General features: G+C 72.0%; 23 protein-coding genes and 3 pseudogenes. 21 read left to right on the top strand and 5 right to left on the bottom strand.

The genetic code is table 11. From position 1 onward, the window contains the following. Positions 1–13 precede the first annotated feature (13 nt). From F7Q99_RS34170 to F7Q99_RS34155, 4 genes are read left to right on the top strand one after another with little or no spacing between them, the layout of a single operon-like run. Entirely contained in the window at positions 14–1,237 is a 1,224-nt protein-coding gene (locus tag F7Q99_RS34170; RefSeq protein ID WP_153469061.1) for an arginine deiminase, read from the top strand. A gap of 19 nt (positions 1,238–1,256) precedes the next feature. After that, positions 1,257–2,261, top strand: coding sequence for an ornithine carbamoyltransferase (gene argF / locus F7Q99_RS34165; RefSeq protein ID WP_153469059.1), 1,005 nt, complete (start codon positions 1,257–1,259; stop codon positions 2,259–2,261). Positions 2,262–2,263: 2 nt separating this feature from the next. Continuing rightward, on the top strand, positions 2,264–3,259 hold the full coding sequence (locus F7Q99_RS34160; protein ID WP_153469056.1) for a carbamate kinase: 996 nt from the start codon (positions 2,264–2,266) through the stop codon (positions 3,257–3,259). A 24-nt stretch (positions 3,260–3,283) separates the two neighbouring features. Continuing rightward, a complete protein-coding gene (locus F7Q99_RS34155) occupies positions 3,284–4,054 on the top strand; it encodes a ribosome hibernation promotion factor (RefSeq protein WP_153469053.1) in 771 nt (256 codons plus the stop codon). A 274-nt stretch (positions 4,055–4,328) separates the two neighbouring features. Here the strand turns inward: F7Q99_RS34155 and F7Q99_RS34150 are convergent, their stop codons facing one another. Next, positions 4,329–5,201 carry a universal stress protein gene (locus F7Q99_RS34150; RefSeq protein ID WP_153469050.1) on the bottom strand — a complete coding sequence of 291 codons (873 nt, stop codon included), beginning with the start codon at positions 5,199–5,201 and terminating at the stop codon, positions 4,329–4,331. 415 nt (positions 5,202–5,616) lie between these two features. Between F7Q99_RS34150 and F7Q99_RS34145 the strand changes: the two genes are divergently transcribed. The 5 genes from F7Q99_RS34145 (at position 5,617) to pflA (ending at position 13,484) form a co-directional block, all read left to right on the top strand. Next, positions 5,617–6,423: a universal stress protein gene (locus tag F7Q99_RS34145; RefSeq protein ID WP_230211143.1), complete on the top strand. Its 807-nt coding sequence runs from the start codon at positions 5,617–5,619 to the stop codon at positions 6,421–6,423. A 132-nt stretch (positions 6,424–6,555) separates the two neighbouring features. Continuing rightward, on the top strand, positions 6,556–7,419 hold the full coding sequence (locus F7Q99_RS34140; RefSeq protein WP_153469047.1) for a universal stress protein: 864 nt from the start codon (positions 6,556–6,558) through the stop codon (positions 7,417–7,419). A gap of 239 nt (positions 7,420–7,658) precedes the next feature. Beyond that, the gene (gene adhE / locus F7Q99_RS34135) at positions 7,659–10,322 is read left to right on the top strand and encodes a bifunctional acetaldehyde-CoA/alcohol dehydrogenase (RefSeq protein ID WP_195911367.1); all 2,664 of its coding nucleotides are present in this window, start codon (positions 7,659–7,661) and stop codon (positions 10,320–10,322) included. 16 nt (positions 10,323–10,338) lie between these two features. Then, positions 10,339–12,603 carry a formate C-acetyltransferase gene (gene pflB, locus F7Q99_RS34130; RefSeq protein ID WP_153469044.1) on the top strand — a complete coding sequence of 755 codons (2,265 nt, stop codon included), beginning with the start codon at positions 10,339–10,341 and terminating at the stop codon, positions 12,601–12,603. 74 nt (positions 12,604–12,677) lie between these two features. Further along, positions 12,678–13,484: a pyruvate formate-lyase-activating protein gene (gene pflA / locus F7Q99_RS34125; protein ID WP_153469041.1), complete on the top strand. Its 807-nt coding sequence runs from the start codon at positions 12,678–12,680 to the stop codon at positions 13,482–13,484. Between the two features lie 81 nt (positions 13,485–13,565). Here pflA and F7Q99_RS34120 read toward each other — a convergent pair. Continuing rightward, positions 13,566–13,757 (bottom strand): annotated as a pseudogene (locus tag F7Q99_RS34120) (Hsp20/alpha crystallin family protein); the annotation flags it as partial. Between the two features lie 14 nt (positions 13,758–13,771). On the opposite strand from F7Q99_RS34120, the pseudogene F7Q99_RS34115 reads away from it, so the two are divergent. Beyond that, a pseudogene (locus F7Q99_RS34115) lies at positions 13,772–14,173 on the top strand (type VI secretion system ATPase TssH); the annotation flags it as partial. Positions 14,174–14,393: 220 nt separating this feature from the next. Here F7Q99_RS34115 and F7Q99_RS34110 read toward each other — a convergent pair. Continuing rightward, the gene (locus F7Q99_RS34110) at positions 14,394–14,588 is read right to left on the bottom strand and encodes a hypothetical protein (protein ID WP_153469035.1); all 195 of its coding nucleotides are present in this window, start codon (positions 14,586–14,588) and stop codon (positions 14,394–14,396) included. Between the two features lie 209 nt (positions 14,589–14,797). Here F7Q99_RS34110 and F7Q99_RS34105 point away from each other — a divergent pair, with 209 nt between their 5' ends. The 11 genes from F7Q99_RS34105 to F7Q99_RS34060 all read left to right on the top strand — a co-directional run bounded on the left by F7Q99_RS34105 (position 14,798) and on the right by F7Q99_RS34060 (position 21,254). After that, a complete protein-coding gene (locus F7Q99_RS34105) occupies positions 14,798–15,214 on the top strand; it encodes a hypothetical protein (RefSeq protein ID WP_326847464.1) in 417 nt (138 codons plus the stop codon). 534 nt (positions 15,215–15,748) lie between these two features. Further along, positions 15,749–16,123 (top strand): hypothetical protein, encoded by a 375-nt coding sequence (locus F7Q99_RS34100; RefSeq protein WP_153469032.1) that lies wholly within the window; start codon positions 15,749–15,751, stop codon positions 16,121–16,123. Positions 16,124–16,404: 281 nt separating this feature from the next. Then, on the top strand, positions 16,405–16,764 hold the full coding sequence (locus F7Q99_RS34095; RefSeq protein ID WP_153469029.1) for a zinc ribbon domain-containing protein YjdM: 360 nt from the start codon (positions 16,405–16,407) through the stop codon (positions 16,762–16,764). A gap of 291 nt (positions 16,765–17,055) precedes the next feature. Beyond that, positions 17,056–17,718, top strand: coding sequence for a 2-phosphosulfolactate phosphatase (locus F7Q99_RS34090; RefSeq protein WP_326847463.1), 663 nt, complete (start codon positions 17,056–17,058; stop codon positions 17,716–17,718). A 146-nt stretch (positions 17,719–17,864) separates the two neighbouring features. Next, entirely contained in the window at positions 17,865–18,041 is a 177-nt protein-coding gene (locus F7Q99_RS34085) for a hypothetical protein (RefSeq protein WP_153469027.1), read from the top strand. Positions 18,042–18,062: 21 nt separating this feature from the next. After that, the gene (locus F7Q99_RS34080) at positions 18,063–18,410 is read left to right on the top strand and encodes an ArsR/SmtB family transcription factor (protein ID WP_153469024.1); all 348 of its coding nucleotides are present in this window, start codon (positions 18,063–18,065) and stop codon (positions 18,408–18,410) included. Between the two features lie 56 nt (positions 18,411–18,466). Beyond that, a complete protein-coding gene (locus F7Q99_RS34075; RefSeq protein WP_153469618.1) occupies positions 18,467–20,122 on the top strand; it encodes a SulP family inorganic anion transporter in 1,656 nt (551 codons plus the stop codon). Between the two features lie 22 nt (positions 20,123–20,144). Further along, positions 20,145–20,306, top strand: a complete 162-nt coding sequence (locus tag F7Q99_RS34070; RefSeq protein ID WP_153469021.1) for a hypothetical protein — start codon at positions 20,145–20,147, stop codon at positions 20,304–20,306. Between the two features lie 8 nt (positions 20,307–20,314). Continuing rightward, on the top strand, positions 20,315–20,485 hold the full coding sequence (locus F7Q99_RS34065) for a hypothetical protein (RefSeq protein ID WP_153469019.1): 171 nt from the start codon (positions 20,315–20,317) through the stop codon (positions 20,483–20,485). Next, a complete protein-coding gene (locus F7Q99_RS42060; protein ID WP_230211142.1) occupies positions 20,482–20,613 on the top strand; it encodes a DUF6126 family protein in 132 nt (43 codons plus the stop codon). The genes F7Q99_RS34065 and F7Q99_RS42060 overlap by 4 nt, the downstream gene beginning before the upstream one ends. Positions 20,614–20,663: 50 nt before the next feature. Beyond that, the gene (locus F7Q99_RS34060; protein WP_326847461.1) at positions 20,664–21,254 is read left to right on the top strand and encodes a GNAT family N-acetyltransferase; all 591 of its coding nucleotides are present in this window, start codon (positions 20,664–20,666) and stop codon (positions 21,252–21,254) included. Positions 21,255–21,360: 106 nt separating this feature from the next. Here the strand turns inward: F7Q99_RS34060 and F7Q99_RS43465 are convergent, their stop codons facing one another. Together F7Q99_RS43465 and F7Q99_RS42045 are read right to left on the bottom strand one after the other, a co-directional pair. Then, positions 21,361–22,419, bottom strand: a complete 1,059-nt coding sequence (locus F7Q99_RS43465; RefSeq protein ID WP_326847460.1) for a hydrogenase large subunit — start codon at positions 22,417–22,419, stop codon at positions 21,361–21,363. 130 nt (positions 22,420–22,549) lie between these two features. After that, positions 22,550–22,843, bottom strand: a pseudogene (locus F7Q99_RS42045) (NADH-quinone oxidoreductase subunit C); the annotation flags it as partial. Between the last annotated feature and the right edge of the window lies 1 nt (position 22,844).

Here is a 22,844-nt window from a genome sequence, read left to right as displayed (position 1 = left end):
GGAGCACACCGAGATGTCCACACTGCATGTCGACTCGGAGGCCGGCCGCCTGCGGCAGGTGATCCTGCACCGCCCGGGCCTGGAACTGGCCCGGCTGACCCCGCGCAACGTCGACGAGCTGCTGTTCGACGACATCCTGTGGGCCAAGCGCGCCCGCGAGGAGCACGACGCCTTCGCCCAGGTGCTGCGCGACCACGGCGTGCGCGTCCACCACTACGCCGACCTGCTCGCCGAGACGCTCGACCTGGCGCCCGCCAGGGCCTGGCTCCTCGGGCAGGTGGTCACCCCGGCCACCGTCGGCCCCACGCTCGTCGAGCCGGTACGGGAGCTGTGCGAGCAGCTCGACGGTGCGACGCTCGCCGAGTACCTGATCGGCGGGGTCCTCAAGGACGACCTCCCGCTGCGCAGCCCCCATAGCCTGTTCTGGAACACGCTCGGGGAGCAGGACTTCGCCCTCCCGCCGCTGCCCAACCACCTCTTCCCGCGTGACAACTCCTGCTGGATCGGCGGCCGTTACAGCCTGAACCCGATGGCGAAGCCGGCCCGCCGACGGGAGACCCTGCACACCGCCGCGATCTACCGCTTCCACCCGCTGTTCGCCGAGACCGCGCCCCCGCTGCTCGACGGCACCACCACGGCGCCCGGGCTGAGCCTGGAGGGCGGGGACGTCCACGTCCTCGCCCCGGGTGTCGTCATGGTCGGGATGGGCGAGCGCACCACCGCCCAGGCCGTCGAAACCCTCGCCCAGCAGCTGTTCCTGACCGGCACCGCGCACCGGCTGATCGCCGTCCGCCTGCCGGAGAGCCGGGCGTTCATGCACCTGGACACCGTCCTGACGATGATCGACCGGGACACCTTCACCGTCTACCCGGGCCTGGCCGACGACCTGCGCTCCTGGACCCTCACCCCCGCCCCCGAGCGCCCGGCCGGCCTCGACGTGCGGACCGACACCGACCTCGCCGCCTCGCTCGCCGAGGCCCTCGACCTGGACAAGGTCCGCTTCCTGTCCGCCGAGCAGGACGCCCGGGCCGCCGAGCGCGAACAGTGGGACGACGGCAGCAACTTCCTCGCCCTCGCCCCCGGCGTCGTCGTCGGCTACGAGCGCAACACCACCACCAACACCCACCTGCGCGAGCAGGGCGTCGAGATCGTCACCATCGCCGGCTCCGAGCTCGGCCGCGGCCGGGGCGGCCCGCGCTGCATGAGCTGCCCGATCGAGCGCGACCCCGCCAACTGACCCCCGAGGAGCAACCGTCATGACCGTCGACCTCAACGGCCGCCACTACCTGCGCGAACTCGACTTCACCGCCGCCGAGATCCACCACCTGCTCGACCTCGCCGCCGAGCTGAAGGCGGCCCGGCGGGCGGGCACCGAGACGCCCCGGCTGACCGGCCGCAGGATCGCCCTGATCTTCGAGAAGAACTCCACCCGGACCCGCTGCGCCTTCGAGGTCGCCGCGGCCGACCAGGGCGCCACCACCACCTACCTCGGCCCGGACGGCTCGCACATCGGCCACAAGGAGAGCGTCGCCGACACCGCCCGCGTCCTCGGCCGGATGTACGACGCCATCGAGTACCGCGGCTTCGCCCAGGACACCGTCACCGAACTCGCGGCCCATGCTGGTGTCCCCGTGTACAACGGCCTCACCGACCAGTGCCACCCCACCCAGAGCCTGTGCGACGTGTTCACGATGCGCGAGCACAGCGGGAAGCCGCTGGAGGAGATCTCCTTCTGCTACCTCGGCGACGCCCGCAACAACACCGCCAACTCCCTGATGGCTATGGGCAGTCTGCTCGGCATGGACTTGCGCATCGCGGCCCCGAGCGACCTGTGGCCCGACCCGGCGCTCGTCGCCGAGTGTCGCCGGCTCGGCCAGGACAGCGGCGCCCGGTTCACGCTCACCGACGAGGTCGAGGAGGCCGTGCGCGGAGCGGACTACCTCTACACCGACGTGTGGGTGTCCATGGGCGAGGACCACGCCCGGTGGCCCGAGCGCATCGCCCGGCTGCTGCCGTACCAGGTCAACGCCAAGACGCTGGCGGCGACCGGCAATCCGGACACCGCCTTCCTGCACTGCCTGCCCGCCCTGCACGACCGGCGCACCGACCTCGGTGCCGAACTCGCCGCCGAGCACGGGCTCGACGGCCTCGAAGTCACCGACGAGGTCTTCGAGTCGCCGGCCTCGCTGGTCTTCGAGCAGGCCGAGAACCGCATGCACACCATCAAGGCGGTCCTCGCCGCCACCCTGGGGAGGAAGTGACCATGCGCATCGTCGCCGCTCTCGGCGGGAACGCCCTGCTTCAGCGGGGCGAACACCCCGACGCCGACATCCAGCTGCACCACGTCCACGACGCCGCCCGCTCGCTCGCCGAACTCGTGACCGTCGGACACGAGTTGGTGATCACCCACGGCAACGGTCCGCAGATCGGGCTGCTCGCCCAGGAGAGCGAGGCCGACCCGGCGCTCACCGCGCCGTACCCGCTGGACGTCCTCGGCGCCCAGACCCAGGGCATGATCGGCTCCCTGCTCGCCCGCGAGCTCATGGGCCGGCTGCCGGACCGGGCCGTCACCGCGCTGGTGACCCACACCGAGGTCGACCCCCACGACCCCGCCTTCGAGCGGCCGGGCAAGTTCATCGGCGGGCAGCTCACCGAGCAGCAGGCCAGGACGATGGAAACGGAACGCGGCTGGACCACGGCGCGCGACGGTGAACACCTCCGCCGGGTCGTCCCCTCGCCCCGCCCTGCGGCGATCGTCGAACTCCCGGCCGTCCGAGCCCTCCTGGCCACGGGCGCAGTGGTGATCGCCGCCGGAGGCGGCGGTGTGCCGGTCACACGGGACCAGGACACCGGCCGCGTGCGCGGAGTCGAGGCCGTCGTCGACAAGGACCTGGCCGCGGCGCTGCTCGCCGAACAGCTCGACGCCGACGCGCTGCTGATACTCACCGACGTCACCCACGTGTTCACCCGCTTCGGGTCCACCCGTCCCGGTCCGCTGGTCACCGTCACCCCCGACCGGCTGCGCGCACTGGACCTCCCCGAGGGCTCGATGCGGCCCAAGGCCGAGGCCGCCGCCACCTTCGCCGAGCGGACCGGCGGCCTCGCGGCCATCGGCCCCCTCGACAACGCCCTCGGCACGATCCTCGGCACCACCGGCACCACCGTCCGCGCACCGCGGACGGCCGGAGGACCGGGACCCAAGGCCCTGCCGACGGGACCTTCGGCCCTCGGCCCGGCGGATCAGCGCGCGGCAGTCTGAAAAACCACTCGGAAAGGAACTCTGATGACCCGTCTGCAGAGCCGGCCCGCCACCGACGTCCTGGTCGCGACCCGTGGTGAAGTCTCCCTGGCCGCGCCCGAATACGCCCGGACCAAGCTGCTCGCGGTGCTCGAACGCCTCGACGAGCCGGTCCTCACGGCCCGGGTGAAGCTCACCCAGGAGGCCAACCACGCGGTCGCCCGGCCGTCGATCGCCCAGGCCACGCTCGACCTCAACGGACGGCGCGTGCGGGCGCACGTCGCCGCCACCACCATGCAGGAGGCCGTCGACCTGCTCCAGGACCGCCTGAACGCCAGGATCGCGCGCCTGCGGACCCACCGCCACCACCGCCACCACGCCGCGCCATCCGCGGCCGCCCGGCACGAGCACCGGCCCCAGCGCCGTGCGCTGGGCATCGAGGAGCGCCGCATCGTGCGGCACAAGACCTACAGCCTCGCGCGGCAGACTACGTGGGCGGCGGTGTTCGAACTGGAGGCGATGGACCACGACTTCCACCTGTACACCGACGCGGTGACGGGCTGCGACAGCGTGGTCCACCACGACGGGACGACGGAGGCCTACCGCATCACCTCGGCCGGCCCGGCGCCCGAGGCCGAGCCGGGCATCGCGGTGAGCGCCCACGCCGTGCCCGGGTTGACCGTCGCCGAGGCCGTCTCGCGCCTCGACCTGAGCGGCCTGCCGTTCGTCTTCTTCACCAACACCGAGACCGGGCGCGGCAACGTCCTGTACCACCGGTACGACGGCCACTACGGCCTCATCACTCCCGCGGACTAGCAACGCGGGTGAGGCCCGGTCGGTTGTGGGGACTCGACCGGGTCAGGGCAGAGCGCCGGGAGCGGGTGGGGCCGCTCCCGGCGCCTCTTGCCGTCTTGCCCGGGTCGGGAGATGGCAGGTCGCCTCGTCGGTGATCACCAGCAGGGCTCCGGAGAGACAGGCGCGGACCGGCGATCTTCCGGCGAGTCCGTGCTCGGGAAACGGGCGAAGGCGGCACACACAAAGGTGGCGCCCACGGACGGGTGACCCGCCGCAGGCGCCACTCGGGCAGTACTCAGTCGTGTGGTACGACCGCCACCGGCGCGTCGGCGTGGTGGATCACCGCGTGGGCGACAGGCCCGAGCCGCATGCCGAGGCTGCGCGACCGCCGGCGGCGGCCGACCACCACGAGGTCCGCGTCGCCGGAGGCGTCCACCACCGCGCCGGCACCACCGGCGACCCGGCAGTCCTCGACGACCACGACCGCCGGGTACTTCTCCCGCCACGGGGCGAGGGCCTGGGTGAGCAGCCCCGCCTCGACGGCCCGGAACTGTTCCGCCTCGGTGTCCGGCGCCACCCACCCCGCGTAGCCCCAGACGGGCGGCGGCGTCCAGCCGTGCACGGCCCGCAGCACGGCCCGCCGTGAGGCGGCCTGCCGGAAGGCGAAGTCCAGCACCTGGTCGGCGGGTGCACGGGTGTCGACACCGACGACGACCTCCGGAGCATCGGGGCCGGTGACACGCTCCTCCTCCCCGGCACGGACCAGCACCACCGGCACCTCGCACCTGGCCGCGGCGGCCAGGCCGACCGAGCCGACCAGCAGCCCCTCGAAGCCGCCGAAGCCCAGCGATCCGATCACCAGCATGTCGGCCGCCTCGGCGGCCTCCAGGAGCACCGCGACCGGATCGTCACCGTCGAGGAGGTCGGTACGCAGGTCCAGCTCCGGGTGGGCCGTCCGGACGTTCCGCGCGGCGTCGGCGAGCATGCGCGCGGTGAGCGTACGGAACTCCTGCGGCTGGCCCGGATCCGCGTGGACGTCGTCGAGCCAGGTGCGGGCATGGACCACCCGGAGGCCGAGGCCCCGGCGGACGGCCTCGGCGGCGGCCCACCGGGCCGCCGCCGTGCTCTCTTCGGAACCGTCGACACCGGTCAGCACATAGGTGTTCATCGTGCTTCTCTCCCACTCGTCAGGTTTCCTGCCGTGCGGCGCGCCTGCACCGTTCGGCAGATGCTGCCAGCCTGCGGCAGAAGCGGTACCTCCACGCAGGGCCGGCAGTCCCCTTTCCAGGGCCCTACGTCCCGGCGGCGGGCGGGGGACTCGGCCGTTCGGGTGAAGCCCTGGACGGGCAGGGACCACCGGCCCTTTCCCGCTCGCGGACTGTGGCCTGTTCGGCCCTTCGAAGTCTCCGGCGGCGGAGTGACGATGAGTGTCGACCGCCCGTCGGCCGCCGGCGGACCCGCTGCTGCGCGAGCCGCTGCCCCGAGCACATCAAGCCCCGGCTGCTGGGCCACCGGGGCACCTCGCCGGCCTCGACCTCGTGCGCCAGGGCCGACCCGAAACCAGGGGGGCCGACCGTCAGGAGATGAGCACCATGGAGCTACCCGTCACCGTCGGAGTCGACGGCTCCGAAGCCAGCCTGGCCGCCGCCGACTGGGCCGCCCGCGAGGCGCTGCTGCGGGGCTGCCCGCTGCGCGTCCTGCACGCCCTGCCGCTGATGCCCCATCTGCTCCCCAGCCGGCTCGCAGGACGGCGGCCCGACCCGGGCGCCCTGTTGCACGAGGTCCGCCACGTCCTGGCGGTGCGCTACCCGCGGCTGGAGACCCGCACCGACGAGGTCCACGACATCGCTACTGCGGCGCTGGTGGCTGCCGGGGAGGACGCCGAACTGCTCGTCGTCGCCGCCCGTGGTGCCGGCGGCTTCCCCGGACTGCGCATCGGGTCCACCGCCCTGCACCTTGCCGCCCGCGCCGGCTGCCCGACCGTTGTGCTCCCGGTGGAGCCGCCGGGCCCGGAGCCGCGCGAACAGGTCGTGGTCGGGCTGGACGCCCGCCGACCCGCCGAGGCGGCCCTGGAGTTCGCCTTCGTCGCCGCACACCGCCACGGACTGCCGCTGCACGTCGTCCACGCCTCGGCCGCCGGGGCACAGGACGACGAGGACGAACTCCTCGCGCGTGCCCTCGAACCGTGGCAGGCCGCCCATCCGGAGGTCGAGGTCGTCGCGGACACCGCGTGCACGGGAGCGGGCCTGGCGCTCGTGGAGGCGTCGGCCAAGGCCCGACTGCTGGTGCTGGGCAGGCGGCCCGCGGATCCGGTCGGCTCGCTCGGTCCGGTCGGTCACGCCGTCCTGCACCACGCCACCTGCCCGGTGGCCGTGGTCGCGGACGCGTGAACGGGACCTTCGGTCCGTACCCGAGGGCTGCTCGGCCTCTGTGACCGCCCGGCGGCGGCCGCGAGTCTGTACCGGACACCGAGGGTCGCGTGCAGCCGTGCCGCGACCGCTGAACGTGGGAGGAGCGTCATCATGTCGCACGCCGTAGTGGTCGGAGTCGACGGGTCGGACACAAGCAAGGTCGCGGCCGAGTGGGCCGCTCAGGAGGCCTACCGCAGCGGCCGGCCGCTGTGGATGATCCACGCCGGGGCGGCGGCGGAGGCCTTCGCGCCGACGGAGCCCGACTTCGGCGGCGAGCTCCTGCCGCAGCCGGTGCTCGCCGTGCGGGACCACATCGCGCGCGTGCTGCCGGGCCTGGAGATCGTCTGCCGGCACGTCCCCGGCAATCCGGCGTACGTGCTGGCCGCTGCCGGCGGGCGGGACGGCCTGCTGGTCGTCGGCTCGCGCGGATCGGGCGGGTTCACCGGTCTGCTGGTCGGCTCGATCGCGCTGCGCACGGCCGCGCGTGCCCACTGCCCTGTGGTGCTGGTCCGGGCCGGGGCGGACGGGCCGGGAGCCGCCTCCGGAGACGTGGTGGTCGGGCTGGACAGCGGTCTGCCCAGCGGCGAGGTGCTCGCCTTCGCCTTCGAGCAGGCCGCCGCGCGTGCCGCGACGCTGCGGGTGCTGGAGAGCCGGACGCTGCCCGCCGGGCCGTACCTGACGGAGGCCCCGGTGGGGCAGTGCGAGATCCGGGACTCCCTGGCGGCGGCGGAGCTGGCGCGTCTTCAGGACGCGCTCGCGCCCTGGCGCGAGAAGTTCCCCGAGGTCCGCGTCGAGGCCGAGGTGACGGCCTGGCCGGCCGGGCGGGTGCTGGTCGAGGCGTCGCGGGGTGCCTCGTTGACGGTGGTGGGCCGCCGGACGTCCGGGCTGCACTCGGCCGCACCCTGGCTGGGCGGTGTGGCCCACGCCGTCCTGCACCACGCGCACGGCCCGGTGGTGGTCGTGCCGCACGCCTGAGCCGTCCGCACCGAGGTGGCCGTGGTACCGACCGGCAGGTCGGCACCACGGCCACCGGCGTTCCGGGCGCGCAGTGCCGTCCGGGACCGGCAGCCCTCGGACGAGGGACTTTCGGCCTCCGGGTGTGGCCCATTGGCCGGGTCCCCGGCCAAGGCCGGCAGGGGAGGCTGAAGTCGTCAGCGCGAGCGGGACACCCGGACGCGCGACCTCTGATGACGAACCGAAAGGTGGTCGAAGCCATGCCTCGTCGCCCGCAGACCGAGGAGCAGGCCTCCTCCGTTCCGGCCCCCCACCCGGACGCGGCACCGGGCCCTGACGCCGTCGTCGGCATGCTGGTCGCCGACGCGCTGACGGCGCTCGACGCGTACGCGGACTTCACCCAGGAGCAGGTCGATCACATCGTCAAGAAGGCCTCGCTGGCCGCGCTGGCCCGGCACACCGGGCTGGCGGTGCTGGCGGTGGAGGAGACCGGGCGAGGACTGTTCGAGGACAAGGCGGTGAAGAACGTCTTCGCCTGCGAGAACGTCACCCACGTGATGGCCGCGACGAAGACGGTCGGCGTGGTGTACCGGGACGACATCGACGGCATCGTGGAGATCGCCGAGCCGGTCGGGGTGGTCGCGGGCGTCACGCCGGTGACCAACCCGACCTCGACCACGATCTTCAAGTGCCTGCTCGCGCTCAAGACCCGCAACCCGATCGTGTTCGCCTTCCACCCCTCGGCGCAGCGCTGCTCGGCCGAGGCGGCGCGGACCGTGCGGGACGCGGCGGTGGCGGCGGGTGCTCCGGCGCACTGCATCCAGTGGATCGAGGAGCCGTCGATGGCGGCCACCCGCGCGCTGATGAACCATCCGGACGTCGCGACGATCCTCGCCACCGGCGGCAACGCGATGGTGCGCGCCGCCTACTCCTGCGGCAAGCCGGCGCTGGGCGTCGGGGCGGGCAACGTCCCCGCGTACGTGGAGCGGAGCGCGGACCTCCGGCGGGCGGTGAACGACATCGTGCTGTCGAAGTCCTTCGACAACGGCATGATCTGTGCCTCGGAGCAGGCGGTCATCCTGGACGCGGAGATCCGGGACGCGGCGCTCGCCGAGTTCCGGAAGCTGAAGGCCCACCACGCCGACGCACAGGAGAAGGCCCTGCTGGAGCGGCACCTGTTCGGCTCCGGTGACGGCTCCTCCTGCGCCGGGGAGCGGCTGAACGCCGACGTGGTGGGCCGCTCGGCCGCGCAGATCGCCGAGGCGGCCGGCTTCGAGGTGCCGGCCGACACCTCGGTGATCCTGGTGGACGCCGAGCGGGTCGGGCCGTCGGAGCCGCTGACCCGCGAGAAGCTCTGCCCGGTGCTCGCCGTGCTGACCGCGCACTCGCGCCGGGAGGGCGTCGAACTGGCGTCCACGATGGTCGAGTTCAACGGTCTCGGGCACTCGGCGGCGGTGCACACCGAGGACGCGGCGTTCGTCGAGGAGTTCGGGCACGCGGTCAAGGCCTGCCGGATCATCTGGAACGCGCCCAGCTCGCAGGGCGGCATCGGCGACGTCTACAACGCCTTCACGCCCTCGCTGACCCTCGGCTGCGGCAGCTACGGGCACAACTCGGTGGCCGGCAACGTCTCGGCGCTGAACCTCCTCAACATTAAGCGGATCGGGCGGCGCAACACCAACATGCAGTGGTTCAAAGTCCCGCCGAAGATCTACTTCGAGCGCAACTCGGTCAAGTACCTGGCGAGCATGCCGAACGCCCACCGCATCGTCGTCGTGACCGACCGAACCATGGCCGAGATCGGCCACCTGGAGCGGGTGCGCGGCATCCTGGACCGGCGCCGCGAGCCCGTCGAGGTCCGCGTCGTCGACTTCGTCGAACCCAACCCGAGCATCGACACCGTGGTCAGGGGCGCCGAGCTGATGCGCGGCTTCCGGCCCGACACCATCGTGGCCCTCGGCGGCGGCTCGCCGATGGACGCGGCCAAGGTGATGTGGCTGATGTACGAGCACCCGGAGGTGGAGTTCGCGGACCTGAAGGAGAAGTTCTTCGACATCCGCAAGCGCGCCTTCACCTTCCCGGACCTGGGGGAGAAGGCGAAGCTGGTGTGCATCCCGACCACCTCGGGCACGGGCAGCGAGGTCACCCCCTTCGCGGTCATCACCGATACCGCCACCGGACAGAAGTACCCCCTCGCGGACTACGCGCTCACCCCGAGCGTGGCCATCGTCGACCCGGCGTTCACCACCCGCCTGCCGAAGCACGTCACCGCCGACTCCGGCTTCGACGCCCTCACCCACTGCATCGAGACCTATGTCTCGGTCTACGCCAACGACTTCACCGACGGCCTCGCCCTCCAGGGCATCCGGCTGATCTTCGACAACCTGGAGGAGGCCGTCACCAACGGTCCCGCCAGCCCGCTCGCCCGGGAGAAGATGCACAACGCGGGCACGATCGCGGGCATGGCCTTCGGCTCGGCCTTCCTGGGCGTGGTCCACGCCATGGCCCACACGCTGGGGGCGACCTTCCACGTCGCCCACGGCCGCACCAACGCCCTCCTGCTGCCGCACGTCATCCGCTACAACGGCGCGGCGCCCGCCAAGGTCACCAGCTGGCCGAAGTACCAGAGCTACATCGCCCCCGAGCGCTACCGGGCCATCGCGAAGATGCTCGGCCTGCCGGCCGCCACCCCCGAGCAGGGCGTCGAGTCCCTCGCGGCGGCGGTCGAGGAACTGCGGGACCGGGTCGGCATCCCGCGCTCCTTCAAGGACGCCGGCGTCGACGAGGCGGCCTTCCTGGCGGCCCTGCCGCAGCAGGCGATGAACGCCTACGAGGACCAGTGCGCCCCGGCCAACCCGCGGATGCCGATGCTGGAGGACATGCGGCAGCTGATGCGCCAGGCCTACTACGGCGACCAGGCCTGAGGGAGAGGACACCGAGATGACCACCTCGCAGCACGAGCGTCCCACGGGCGCCTGGGGCGGCTTCAAGGGCGGCCTGTGGCGGGACGCGATCGACGTCCGCGACTTCATCCAGCACAACTACACCCCGTACGAGGGCGACAGCGCCTTCCTGGCCGGCCCCACCGAGCGGACCCTGGCCGTGTGGAAGCAGATCACCGACCGCTTCCCCGAGGAGCGGGCCAAGGGAGTCCTCGACGTCGCGTACGACATCCCGTCCACCATCACCGCGCACGCGCCCGGATACATCGACCGGGAACGGGAGTTGATCGTCGGCCTGCAGACCGACGCCCCCCTGAAGCGCGCGATCATGCCGAACGGCGGCTGGCGGATGGTCGCGGGCGCGCTGCGGACCTACGGCTACCCGGTCGACCCGGAGCTGGAGAAGGTCTTCACCCGGTACCGCAGGACCCACAACGACGGCGTGTTCGACGCCTACACCGCCGAGATCCTCGCCGCCCGCAAGGCCGGCGTCGTCACCGGGCTTCCGGACGCCTACGGGCGCGGTCGGATCATCGGCGACTACCGCCGCGTCGCCCTGTACGGCGTGGACCGGCTCATCGCGGCCAAGCGGGCCGAGAAGGCCGAGCTGGACCCGGCGCCCACCGACCCGGCGCGGCTGGAAGAGACCATCCGCGAGCGTGAGGAACTCGCCGAGCAGATCCGGGCGTTGGGCGAGCTCAAGGAGATGGCCTCGGCGTACGGGTACGACATCTCGGGCCCGGCCTCGACCGCCCGCGAGGCGATCCAGTGGCTGTACTTCGCCTATCTCGCGGCAGTCAAGGAGCAGAACGGCGCCGCGATGTCGCTCGGCCGCACCTCGACCTTCCTCGACGTCTACCTCCAGCGGGACCTCGCTGCCGGTCTGCTGACCGAGCCCCGGGCACAGGAACTGGTGGACGACTTCGTCATCAAGCTGCGGATCGTCCGCTTCCTGCGCACCCCCGAGTACGACGAGCTGTTCTCCGGGGACCCGACCTGGGTCACCGAGTCGATCGGCGGCATCGGCGAGGACGGCCGCACGCTGGTCACCCGCACCTCCTTCCGCTACCTGCAGACCCTCTACAACCTCGGCCCGGCCCCCGAGCCCAACATGACCGTCTTCTGGTCACCGCAACTCCCACAGGGCTTCAAGGAGTTCTGCGCCCGGGTGTCGATCGACACCTCCAGCATCCAGTACGAGTCCGACGAGCTGATGCGCCCGCGCTTCGGCGACGACACCGCCATCGCCTGCTGCGTCTCCGCCATGGAGGTCGGCCGGCAGATGCAGTTCTTCGGCGCCCGGGTCAACCTGGCCAAGACCCTGCTCTACGCGATCAACGGCGGCCGGGACGAAATGTCCGGCGTCCAGGTCGGCCCGGCCACGGAGCCGGTCGGCGGGGCGGTGCTCGACTACGACGAGGTCCTGAACCGGCTCGACCAGCAGATGGACTGGCTCGCCGAGACGTACGTCCACGCGCTGGACGTCATCCACTACATGCACGACAAGTACGCCTACGAGCGCCTCGAGATGGCCCTGCACGACCGGGACGTCCGGCGCACCATGGCCTGCGGCATCGCCGGCCTCGCGGTCGCCGCCGACTCGCTCTCCGCGATCAAGTACGCCGAGGTCAGGCCCGTACGGGACGAGACCGGCCTGGTCACCGACTACCTGGTCGACGGCGACTACCCGGCCTACGGCAACAACGACGACCGGGCCGACGAGATCGCCGTTCGACTGGTCGAGGACTTCATGGCGAAGGTGCGCAGGCACCCCACCTACCGGGGCGCCGAGCACACCCAGTCCGTCCTGACCATCACCTCCAACGTCGTCTACGGCAAGAAGACCGGCAACACCCCGGACGGCCGCCGGGCCGGCGAGCCCTTCTCCCCGGGCGCCAACCCGATGAACGGACGCGACGCCCACGGCTACGTCGCCAGCTCGATGTCCGTCGCCAAGCTGCCGTACGAGCAGGCCGAGGACGGCATCTCGCTCACCAACACCGTCACCCCGGACGCGCTCGGCCGCACCCCCGAGGAGCGGATCCGCAACCTGGTCGGCGTGCTGGACGGCTACACCACCTGCCACGGCTTCCACATGAACGTCAACGTCCTCGACCGCGACACCCTGCTGGACGCCATGGACCACCCGGAGAAGTACCCGCAGCTCACCATCCGGGTCAGCGGCTACGCGGTCAACTTCGTCCGCCTCACCCGCGAACAGCAACTCGACGTGATCAACCGCACCTTCCACGGCTCGCTGTAGCAGCGACCAACCACGTGGTGCCGGCGCCTCCCCGACCACAGGCGTCGGCACCCGCCGCTTTCCCGGAGACCCCCATGCCCGAACCCGCCGTTCCCGCCCACCTGCCGAGTCGAAGCGCGCTGGCCGCCACACCCGCCGCAGCGCGCCGCCCGGTCGGCGGGATGCTCCACTCCTGGGACCTGTCCACCGGCGTCGACGGCCCCGGCACCCGCTTCGTCGCGTTCCTCTCCGGATGCCCGCTGCGCTGCCTGTACTGCCACAACCCCGACACCTGGCGCCTGCGCGACGGCCAGCGCGTCGCCGCCGACGAGATCCTCCGCGAGGCGGCCAAGTACGTCGAGTTCATCCACGCCTCCGGCGGCGGCGCCACCATCAGCGGCGGCGAGCCGCTCCTCCAACCCGTCCTCACCGGCGAGCTGCTGCACCGCTTCAAGCACGAACTCGGCCTGCACACCGCCCTGGACACCTCCGGCTTCCTCGGCTCCCGCGCCACCGACGCGCTGCTCGCCGACACGGACCTCGTCCTGCTCGACATCAAGTCCTGGGACCGCGCCCTCTACCGCCACCTCACCGGGCAGCAACTCGCCCCCACCCTGAACTTCGCCCGCCGCCTGGCCGACCTCGGCAAGGAGGTCTGGGTCCGTTTCGTCCTCGTCCCCGGCCTGACCGACCCCATCGAGAACGTCGAGGGCGTCGCCGCCTTCACCGCCTCGCTCGGCAACGTCACCCGGGTCGACGTGCTGCCCTTCCACAAGCTCGGCATGGAGAAATGGCGCGCGCTCGGCCTGGAGTGCACCCTCGCGGACACCCCGCTGCCCACCGGAGACCAGACGGACGAGGCACGCGCGGTGTTCGCGGCCCACGGCCTGCACGCCGTCTGACGGCCCTGATCGGAGACGGACGGAAGCCGGTGGAGTCTCTGCGGCGTCCAGCTGCAGAGACTCCACCACCGGGCCGGTCGGTCAGGACTGCAGTTCCTTCTTGCCGCCCTTGATTTCGATCTTGCGAGGCTTGGCCTGCTCGGCCACCGGGATGTGCAGCTTCAGCACACCCGCGTCGTAGGCGGCCTCGATGTGTTCGGTGTCGAGTGCCTCCCCGAGGGAGAGCTGGCGGGTGAACGTGCCAGCGGGTCGCTCGGAGACCAGGACTTGGGCGTCGTCCCCGTAGCGCCCGCGCCGCCGTCATGGACGAATTGCGCCGCCACTTCCGGCCCGAGTTCCTCAACCGCATCGACGACGTGGTCCTCTTCAAACCACTCACCATGCCCGAGATCGAACGCGTCGTCGACCTGCTGACCGAAGACCTGCGTCACCGCCTCGCCGACCGCCGCCTGGACCTGCGCCTGACCGAAGCGGCCCGCCGCCACATCGCCGACCAGGGATTCGACCCCGTCTACGGGGCCCGGCCCCTGCGGCGCTTCATCCAGCGCGAAGTCGAGACCCGCATCGGCCGGGCCCTGCTCGCTGGCGACATCGCCGACGGCTCAACCGTCACCGCCGATGCCGAAGCAGGACACCTCACCATCCACATCGCCGAGCCTGCCGCAGCCGCACCGCACGCCCCTCACTGATCGGGCCAACCGCCTGCCACAGCCGGGCCCGAGCGCACGGACTCACGGGGCCGGCTCCTGAACCCGTCAGGGCTGACCTGTCGGTGCTCCGCTCTGCGTCGAACACGAGACGGTCCGTCCCCGGCGGCGCCCCTTGACGCCAAGCGGGCGTCAGGGGCGGTTTGGCCGGATGGTGATCCCACCGAGTGACCGTACCCCGGTGATCCGACGCGCGGCGGGGTCAGGCCTGCTCAACCGCGGTCGCATGCATGCCTTCCTCGACTCTGTATCTGACCCTGTCCCCTCGGTGCAAGGTCAGGGCCTCGTCGGGGTTCAAGAGATCGTCCGAGGAAAAGTCCAGACCATCGCCTGCGTCGTCCCGGATGCACCCCTGGCCCGCCTCCGAATACCAGACCTCAACCTTTCCTTCGTGCATGGTGGAATCTCCTTCGCTCAAGGACCGTGATGTTGGAGACAACCTGGACGTCCGCTTCAAGGAAACCTCGTTCTGCGGTTGTGCCGACGACCAGTTTGGAGGTATACGGACTGATAGGGCGGTCCGCAGGATGGCCGGCCGGATGCCGTGCCGCCGCAGCGACCGCGTGAGCCGGACAGCGAACCGCGTCGACGAAGGAGGTGTCGACAGTGATCACGGAACTGGCCCTGGAACGCGTGGAGTTCACCTGCGGCCACTGCTGGCACCAGTGGAGCATGGACTACGACGTCCAGCACTACCGCGATGACGACGGACGGGACTGGGAGTACTTCTCCCGCGACGGTGTAGCGGTGAACTCGCCGTACACTCCCCAGGGTGCGCCGCCCTGCCCCGAGTGCGGGCGCCGCTGGGTGGGACGCGTGGTGGCCCGCCGGCCGATTCCGACGCCGCCGGGCCCGGTCGGCACCCCGCGGCAACCGATCGCCGATGCCGCTGGCCACCGGCCGGAGCGGCACGGTGCGCCGCCGCTGGGCGCACAGGCCCATGTCCAGCCGGCGCAGCTCGGAGCGCCTGATGCGGACGGTGAGCGGGTGAAGGTCGAGGCCGACGCGGGAGAGGGGGTGTGAGGCGATGGCGAGGCTGACGGTCGAAGGCGCGGACCTGGTGGTCCGGCTGCGCTGGTGGGAGCGGCTCGTGACGCGGTCGGGGCCGGTGCGGGTGCCGCTGACGGCAGTGGAGCAGGTCACGATCACCAGGCAGCCGTGGAGGGTTGTCCGCGGACTTCGTGAGAGTGGCCTGCTGGTCCCCGGCAGGCTGTGCCTGGGGGTGTGGCGCCATCCCGGTGGCCGGGACTTCGTGGCCCTGCGTCCGTCCAGGGATGTCGTGGTGAGCGTCGACCTGAACCGGCCCTCGCCGTTCGCGCGCGTCGCGGTCCACTCAACCGAGGCGCCGCAAACGGTGGCTGAACTGCGTACGGCGATGAGCCGAGCCGCCGCCGCGTCACAGGAGCACGATGAGGGAGCCCCCGGAGCGGTGCCGGTTCCTGAGAGGCCCCCCGTGTGCCTGTCGCCGTCCCGGCCCGGCGCCAGGGGTCGGCGGGTGCGCGTTCCGGTCCACGCCTGAGCACCGGTCGGCGCCGAGGTGCAGATCAAGGAGGTGTCGTGATGCTCACGGATCGCACACCGTGCGAGATCTCGGTCGCAGCCGCCGATGAGGTCCGTCGTCTCAACGAGTGCACCGTGCGGACCGGTGCCTATCCCTATCCGACGGATGTCCATCACACTATCGGCGCGCTGGCCGGCCTGCTGGAGCAACTGCCGCGTTCATTGCACCAGCTCGCGGCCGGTCTGAACTCTATCGACCCCGAGCATCTGGCCGTCTACGCCGACCCGCCGACCCCCGTTCAGCGGCAGGCGGACTTCGCGTCCGAGCTGGGTCAGGCCATTGCCGCGGTCGAGCGTGCCTGCGCTCACCTGCGCCGGGCGCAGCACACCGCGGCGGAGCTGGTCTACACCGGCCCGGTCCCGGGGATCTGACCAGCGCTGAAGGCGGGGCTCACTCCAGGTCGCCCTCGAGGGCTCTGGCGACGATCGGGCGTTCACACCGAGTCCCTGGGTGGACGAGGCCATGGACTCCGTCGTCCGGATTGCGCCCGGCCTGGTCAGCGGCTTCAGGCTGGCCGAGGCGTGAGGTCGGGCAGCTTCCCGCCGTGTCATCGACCGGAGTTGGGTCGGTGCTGTCGGCGCAGGCGGCGTCCACGGTGATGGCGAGGAGCAGTGGCGCGGGTGCACTGCCGGAGGGCGGATACGCTGGTCATATGAGCGAGAACCTCCCTCCTTGCCCGAAGTGCTCGAGCGAATACACCTACGAGATGAACGCCCTCATGGTCTGCCCGGAGTGCGGCCACGAGTGGGTGCCCGCGGCGGGCGGCGCCGGCGCCGAGGGCGGTGCCGGCGATCGGGTGATCAAGGACGCGGTCGGCAACGTGCTGAGCGACGGCGACACGGTGACCGTCATCAAGGCCCTCAAGGTCAAGGGCAGCGCCTCGGGGATCAAGGCGGGCACCAAGGTCCGCAACATCCGCCTGGTCGACGGCGTCGACGGGCATGACATCGACTGCCGCATCGAGGGCTTCGGCGCCATGCAGCTCAAGTCGAGCGTGGTCAAGAAGGCCTGACCCTTTCGGCCCCTGCCGGCCAGGGCGAACGTCGGCCCGGACTGCGGATGCGGTCCGGGCCTTCGTCAATCGACGAGGGGTGCCGCCACCCTTCAGACACCACCGAGAAGGGTGGCGGCGGCCGCCACGGTTGCCAACTTTAGCAAATGCTAAGGTTGATTCGCTCATGGCGGTGCATTGATGGCAGCATGATCAACTGTGAGTGATTACTTTCTGCCATCGGGTCATGGAGTGCGTTTCGACTGGGGGCCGACCGGCGCGAAGCACCTCGCCCGTGAGGTGTCCTGCCTGGTGGTCGTCGACGTGCTGTCGTTCACCACGTCGGTGTCGGTCGCCGTCGAGTCCGGCACCCGTGTCATCCCGTGTGCCAGGCGTGACGGGAATGCCGAGAGGTTCGCAAAGCAGCAGGGTGCGCGCCTTGCTGTGGAGCGTCGAGCCGTGGGTCCGGATTCGCCGTGGTCACTCTCGCCGGCGGCCCTGCGCCGGGCCCCCTTCACTCCGAGTCTGGTTCTCCCGTCCCCCAACGGATCGGCGATCGCCGCGGCGGCGGACGGGGTTGCCGTGGTGGCCGGCTGCCTGCGGAACGGTGACGCCGTTGCCGAGTGGCTCGCTGAACGCGGCTACGGGACGGCTGATCGTCCGGTCGGTGTCGTCGCCGCCGGCGAGCGGTGGCGCGATGGCAGTGTGCGCCCTGCGCTGGAGGACTTGCTCGGTGCCGGAGCGGTGATCGCGGCACTTCGGCAGGCCGGCCTCTCCTCGCTGTCGAGGGAGGCCGAGGCGGCGGCCTCGGCGTTCGAGTCGTCCGGGGACGTGGCCGAGGCCGTCAGGGAGAGCATTTCCGGCCGGGAGCTCGCCGCGGGCGGCTTCGCCGACGACGTGTCCATCGCGACCGAGCTGAACGGCTGTGCGGTCGTTCCGGTCCTCACCGACGGGGCTTTCACCGCGTCGGTCTGATGGGCCGGGGCGGCCGCCACCGTGAACAGCCATCTGCGAAACATACGATTTGAAAAATTCTTCATGTTCATACATGCTGGTGTGCTGTTGGATCGGTATGAAGTGCGCCGGGCGGCCACGGCTGTCGGGGCGCGGGAGGGACGACGGTGTCCGAGGTCTTCGACCAGGAACTGCGGGAGCAACTCGCCCAGGCGCGCCGGGCCCAACAGAAGGCCGAGGCGGCCGGTGACGACGACGGGGCGCAGGCCTATGCCGGCCGGGTGGCCGGACTGCTGAGCATCGCCGCCCGTCACGGCATCGCGATCGTGGACCACACCGAGTAACTGCAAGGAGAAGGCTGAGTCATGGCCGTCCCGCTGTACCAGGCGAAGGCGGAGTTCTTCCGCACCCTGGGTCACCCGGCGCGCATCCGTGTCCTGGAACTGCTTCAGGACGGCCCGATGCCCGTGCGCCAGCTGCTGGCCTCGATCGACATCGAGGCCAGCAGCCTTTCCCAGCAGCTCGCGGTGTTGCGCCGCACGAACATGGTGACGGCCACCCGCGAGGGCAACACCGTGGTCTACGCGCTCGCCACCCCGGACGTCGCCGAGCTGCTTCTGGCCGCCCGCCGGATCCTCGGCGAGATGATCACTGACCAGCGCCAGCTGCTCGCCGAGCTGCGGACCGGAGCCACTCAGGGGGCGCGGGCGTGAACGCCGTCATAGGCCGGGTGCGCAACGTCCTCCCGAACCGGCAGATCCTCGCCACCATGGGTCGCTCCCCGCGCAAGGACCTGCTCGCCGGGCTCACCGTGGCCATCGTCGCGCTGCCGCTCGCGCTCGGTTTCGGCATCTCCTCGGGCGCGGGCGCCGAGGCGGGCCTGGCCACCGCCGTCGTCGCGGGCGCGCTGGCCGCGATCTTCGGCGGCTCCAACCTTCAGGTGTCCGGGCCGACCGGCGCGATGACCGTCGTCCTGGTGCCGATCGTGGCCCGCTACGGCACCGACGGGGTGCTGACCGTGGGGTTGCTGGCCGGGGTGATCCTGGTCGTTCTGGCGCTGGCCCGGGCCGGGCGCTGGATGGCCTACGTGCCGGTGCCCGTGGTGGAGGGCTTCACCCTCGGCATTGCCGGGGTCATCGCGCTCCAGCAGGTGCCCGGCGCGCTCGGGGTGAAGAAGCCCGCGGGCGACAACCCTGCCGTCGTCGCGGCGAAGGCGTTCGGGGACTTCGCCGCCGCGCCGCACTGGGCGGCGCTCGGCCTTGCTCTGGCCGTGGCGGCCGTGATGCTGATCGGCGTGCGGTGGCGGCCCTCGCTGCCGTTCTCGCTGATCGCCGTCGTGGGCGCGACGATCGTCGCTTCGTCGGCGAATCTGCCGGTCGCGACCATCGGCCACCTGCCGGCCGGACTCCCGGCGCCCTCGCTGGGCTTCCTCGACCTCTCCGCCGTTCCGGCCCTGCTTCCGTCCGCCCTCGCGGTCGCGGCGCTGGCCGCGCTGGAGTCGCTGATGTCCGCGACCGCCGCGGACGCCATGAGCGTGTCCGAGCGCCACGACAGCGACCGCGAACTGTTCGGGCAGGGCCTGGCCAACCTGGCCGCTCCGCTGTTCGGCGGCGTCGCCGCCACCGGCGCGATCGCCCGCACCGCCGTCAACGTCCGCTCCGGCGCCGTCTCCCGCCTCGCCGCCCTTGTCCACGCGGCGGTGCTTGCGGTGATCGTCTTCGCTGCCGCACCGCTGGTGGCCGGGATCCCGCTGGCCGCCCTGGCCGGCGTGCTGATCGCCACCGCCGTGCGGATGGTCGAGGTCGGCTCGCTGCGGGCGATCGCCCGCACCGGGCGAGGCGAGGCCGCCGTCTTGGTCCTCACCGCCGCCGCCACGCTCGCCTTCGACCTGGTCACCGCCGTCGTCGTCGGCCTGCTCGTCTCGGGCGTGCTCGCGCTGGCCGCCGTCGCGAAGGCGGCGCGGGTCGAGCAGGTGCCGCTGCACGATGACCTTCCCCCGGCGGACCACCACGACGAGGAGCAGGCGCTGCTCGCCGAGCACATCGTCGCGTACCGCATCGACGGCCCGCTGCTGTTCGCCGCCGCGCACCGCTTCCTCCTCGAACTCACCGAGAGCGCCGACGTCAAGGTCGCGATCCTGCGGATGTCGAGGGTCAGCGCGATCGACGCCAGCGGCGCCACCGTCCTCGGCGACGCCATCACCAAGCTCCAGCGCCGCGGCACCCTCGTCCTCGTCTCCGGCATCCGCGACGAACACCAGCGCCCCCTCGACGCCCTCGGCGTACTCGACCAACTCCGCGCCGACGGGCACGTGTTCGAGACGACCCCGGACGCCATCAGCTACGCCCGCACCCATCTCCACGGCCCCCTCGTCCCGGCCGGCCGCACGGCGCCGGACGTCACCGCCGCAAGCGTGAGTAGGTGACCGCTTCCGCCGAGGACTCTCGATGATCCGGCGCCGGCGGGACCGCCGTCACGGTGAACCGGCCGACAACAACGCCCGGCGCGAGCACCTCGACGGTGAGCCGACGATCGAGCCCGACCCCGGCGGCGGCAGGACCGTGCGCGTCCGCCCGCCCCTGACCCCGTCCACCACGACCTCGGATTGAGGCCGCACTTGCGTTACACCATCACGCCCTACGACGACCACGGCGCCACCGAGCCGGCGGAGGTGGTCGACCTGCCGACCCTGACAGCCCTCCTCGCCGAGGCCGCCGTCACCGGCCGGCGCATCCACATCCGCCCCCAGCCCCGTCAAGACCGTTCCCCCGCACAGGAGTCCCGATGAGTGACAGCGTCAGCGACGAGAAGAGCCGCCGCAAGGCCATGCTGATCCGCGCCGGGGTCTACATCCTCGGCACCCACCTCTTCGCCGGGTTCGTGATCCTGCTCTTCGCCCTCGGCAACCGGCACTGAGTCGACGCAATTCCCTGGTGGCGGCGCACGGGGTACGGCAGCCTGGGGCGGTGACCTACATCGATCCGATAACCCCCGTCGTCCCCGAAGGCCGGATGGGGCAGCGCGAACAGCCCCGACTACGGCTCGCCGACGGGTCGGTGCTGCGTCCGTGGCGGGTGTCCGACGTGGGCGCCCTCGTGGCAGCGTCCGAAGACGCGGACATCCGGCACTGGAACCGGCTCGGCCGGCTCTCGCCGGAGGAGGCCCGGGCGCGGATCGGGCGGTGGGGCACCTACTGGCGGGACGAGTCGGCGGCGATCTGGGCCGTCGCACCGGCGGATACCGACGAGGCTCAGGGCCTGATCGGTCTGGGGGACGTCAGCCTCGCCGACGGCACGGCCGAGTTCCTGTACTGGCTGCTCCCCGCCGCGCGCAGGCGCGGCCTGGCCGCCGCGGCGCTCGCCGAGGTCACCCGCTGGGCGCTCGGCGAACTGGGCCTCCACCGGCTGCGGTTGACGCACTCGACGGCCAACGCGGCATCCTGCCGGGTGGCCGAGCGGGCGGGGTTCGCGCTGGAGGGGACGATGCGCAGCGCGCTGCTGCACGCGGACGGCTGGCACGACGAGCACCTCCACGCGCGCGTCCGGAGCGAGGCCTGAACCACGAGCAGCCCCACCGCGGCGGCCCCGGGCACACGAGGCTCTCGCCTGCAGCAGCGGCTGGCTCATGACCGCGGCCCTCAGCGTCCACCTCCTGCGCCGGCGGTCACAGGTCGTTGCCCGCGTAGGACAGGTTGAAGCTCTTGTTGGTGAGGGGGAAGTCCGGGACGATCGTGTCGGCCAGGGCGATGGGCAGGGCGGGCCAGTTGAAGAAGGACGGGTCCGCGATCCTCACTCGGGTGAGGGCGCCGTCGGGGGCGAGTTCGACGCGGGTGGTGATGGTGCCGCGCCAGCCTTCGGCGATGCCTGCGCCGGAGCGGCGGGCGGGTCCGTGCGGGGTGAGGTCGATGGCGGCTCCGGGGGTGAGCCCGTCGGCGAGGTGGTCGATCAGGTCGAGGGCGTCCTCGGCCTCCTGGGTGCGGACGGTGAAGCGGGCGAGGACGTCGCCGGTGTCGAGGACGCGGGTGGTCAGCAGGTCGCCGAGGTCGTGGAACGGGTGGTCGCGGCGGGCGTCGGCGGGCAGGCCGCTGGCGCGGGCGACGTAGCCGAGGCAGCCGAGGTCCCGGGCGGCCTGGGCGGGCAGGATGGCGGTGCCGGTGAAGCGGTCGCGGATGGTGGGGTGGCCGAGGGCGAGTTCGACGAGACTGCGCAGGTCGGCGCGGACGTGGGCGAGCTCGGCGTCGTCGGGCAGCCTGCGGAGGACGGCGCCGCCGGGGGTGACTCCGCCGCGCAGCAGTCGGTGCCCGGTGACGGAGTGGTTGAGGCGGAGCAGGCGTTCGCGGATGCGCCAGGCGTGGGCGTTGAGGATGCCGTGGCCGACGTCGTTGCAGAGCGCGCCGAGGTCGGTGACGTGGTTGTGGAGGCGTTCGAGTTCCAGCAGTAGGGCGCGGGCCCGCTGCGCCCGGGCGGGTGCCCGAAGGCCGGCGGCCTCCTCGACGGCGAGGCAGAAGGCGAGGGCGTGGCCGACGGCGGTGTCGCCGCTGATGCGTTCGGCGAGGGCGAGGGCGTGCTCGGGGCGCCGGCCTTCGAAGAGCTTCTCGACGCCCTTGTGGACGTACCAGAGGCGGGCCTTGAGCTTGAGGATGCTCTCGCCGACGACCGAGAAGCGGAAGTGTCCGGGTTCGATGAGGCCGGCGTGGACGGGGCCGACCGGGATCTCGTACACGCCGGGGCCTTGGACGGTGAGGAACGGGAACGGTCCCTCGGGCGTGCCGAATTCGGGCGGGGGGGCCGGCGTCGGGGTGCATCGGGTACCAGCCGCGCGGCCAGTGGGGGTGGCGGACGAGGCGGCGGGGGAGCGGGTGGCGGAGCGGGACGACGCCGTGCAGGTCGCGCATCTCGCGTTCGAACCTGCCTGCGGGGAAGGAGAGTTCGGCCAGGGTGGGGACGGCGGGCTCGCGGGCGTCGAGGCGGACGTGCAGTTCCGTGCGGGTGTCGGGCGGGCCCTGGACGAACAGGTACACCACGCGGATTGTGGCCGGGTCGTCGTGGTGGGCGGCGACCAGCGCGAGCCGGTGGCCGGCGGCGAGCAACCGGGCGGCGTGGTCGGGGAGTTCGTCGGGGGAGAGGTCGGTGCTGGTGCGTGGCACG

This window comes from Streptomyces kaniharaensis (assembly GCF_009569385.1).
In the GTDB taxonomy this organism is placed as follows: Bacteria; Actinomycetota; Actinomycetes; order Streptomycetales; family Streptomycetaceae; genus Kitasatospora; species Kitasatospora kaniharaensis.
This window is presented reverse-complemented; position numbering and strand designations above follow the sequence as displayed.

What these genes read in the sequence shown, in the direction of transcription:
- F7Q99_RS34170 (WP_153469061.1), top strand. Translation starts at nt 14, where the DNA reads ATGTCCACACTGCATGTCGACTCGGAGGCCGGCCGCCTGCGGCAGGTG.
- argF (WP_153469059.1), top strand. Translation starts at nt 1,257, where the DNA reads ATGACCGTCGACCTCAACGGCCGCCACTACCTGCGCGAACTCGACTTC.
- F7Q99_RS34160 (WP_153469056.1), top strand. Translation starts at nt 2,264, where the DNA reads ATGCGCATCGTCGCCGCTCTCGGCGGGAACGCCCTGCTTCAGCGGGGC.
- F7Q99_RS34155 (WP_153469053.1), top strand. Translation starts at nt 3,284, where the DNA reads ATGACCCGTCTGCAGAGCCGGCCCGCCACCGACGTCCTGGTCGCGACC.
- F7Q99_RS34150 (WP_153469050.1), bottom strand. Translation starts at nt 5,201, where the DNA reads ATGAACACCTATGTGCTGACCGGTGTCGACGGTTCCGAAGAGAGCACG.
- F7Q99_RS34145 (WP_230211143.1), top strand. Translation starts at nt 5,617, where the DNA reads ATGAGCACCATGGAGCTACCCGTCACCGTCGGAGTCGACGGCTCCGAA.
- F7Q99_RS34140 (WP_153469047.1), top strand. Translation starts at nt 6,556, where the DNA reads ATGTCGCACGCCGTAGTGGTCGGAGTCGACGGGTCGGACACAAGCAAG.
- adhE (WP_195911367.1), top strand. Translation starts at nt 7,659, where the DNA reads ATGCCTCGTCGCCCGCAGACCGAGGAGCAGGCCTCCTCCGTTCCGGCC.
- pflB (WP_153469044.1), top strand. Translation starts at nt 10,339, where the DNA reads ATGACCACCTCGCAGCACGAGCGTCCCACGGGCGCCTGGGGCGGCTTC.
- pflA (WP_153469041.1), top strand. Translation starts at nt 12,678, where the DNA reads ATGCCCGAACCCGCCGTTCCCGCCCACCTGCCGAGTCGAAGCGCGCTG.
- F7Q99_RS34110 (WP_153469035.1), bottom strand. Translation starts at nt 14,588, where the DNA reads ATGCACGAAGGAAAGGTTGAGGTCTGGTATTCGGAGGCGGGCCAGGGG.
- F7Q99_RS34095 (WP_153469029.1), top strand. Translation starts at nt 16,405, where the DNA reads ATGAGCGAGAACCTCCCTCCTTGCCCGAAGTGCTCGAGCGAATACACC.
- F7Q99_RS34080 (WP_153469024.1), top strand. Translation starts at nt 18,063, where the DNA reads ATGGCCGTCCCGCTGTACCAGGCGAAGGCGGAGTTCTTCCGCACCCTG.
- F7Q99_RS34075 (WP_153469618.1), top strand. Translation starts at nt 18,467, where the DNA reads ATGGGTCGCTCCCCGCGCAAGGACCTGCTCGCCGGGCTCACCGTGGCC.
- F7Q99_RS34070 (WP_153469021.1), top strand. Translation starts at nt 20,145, where the DNA reads ATGATCCGGCGCCGGCGGGACCGCCGTCACGGTGAACCGGCCGACAAC.
- F7Q99_RS42060 (WP_230211142.1), top strand. Translation starts at nt 20,482, where the DNA reads ATGAGTGACAGCGTCAGCGACGAGAAGAGCCGCCGCAAGGCCATGCTG.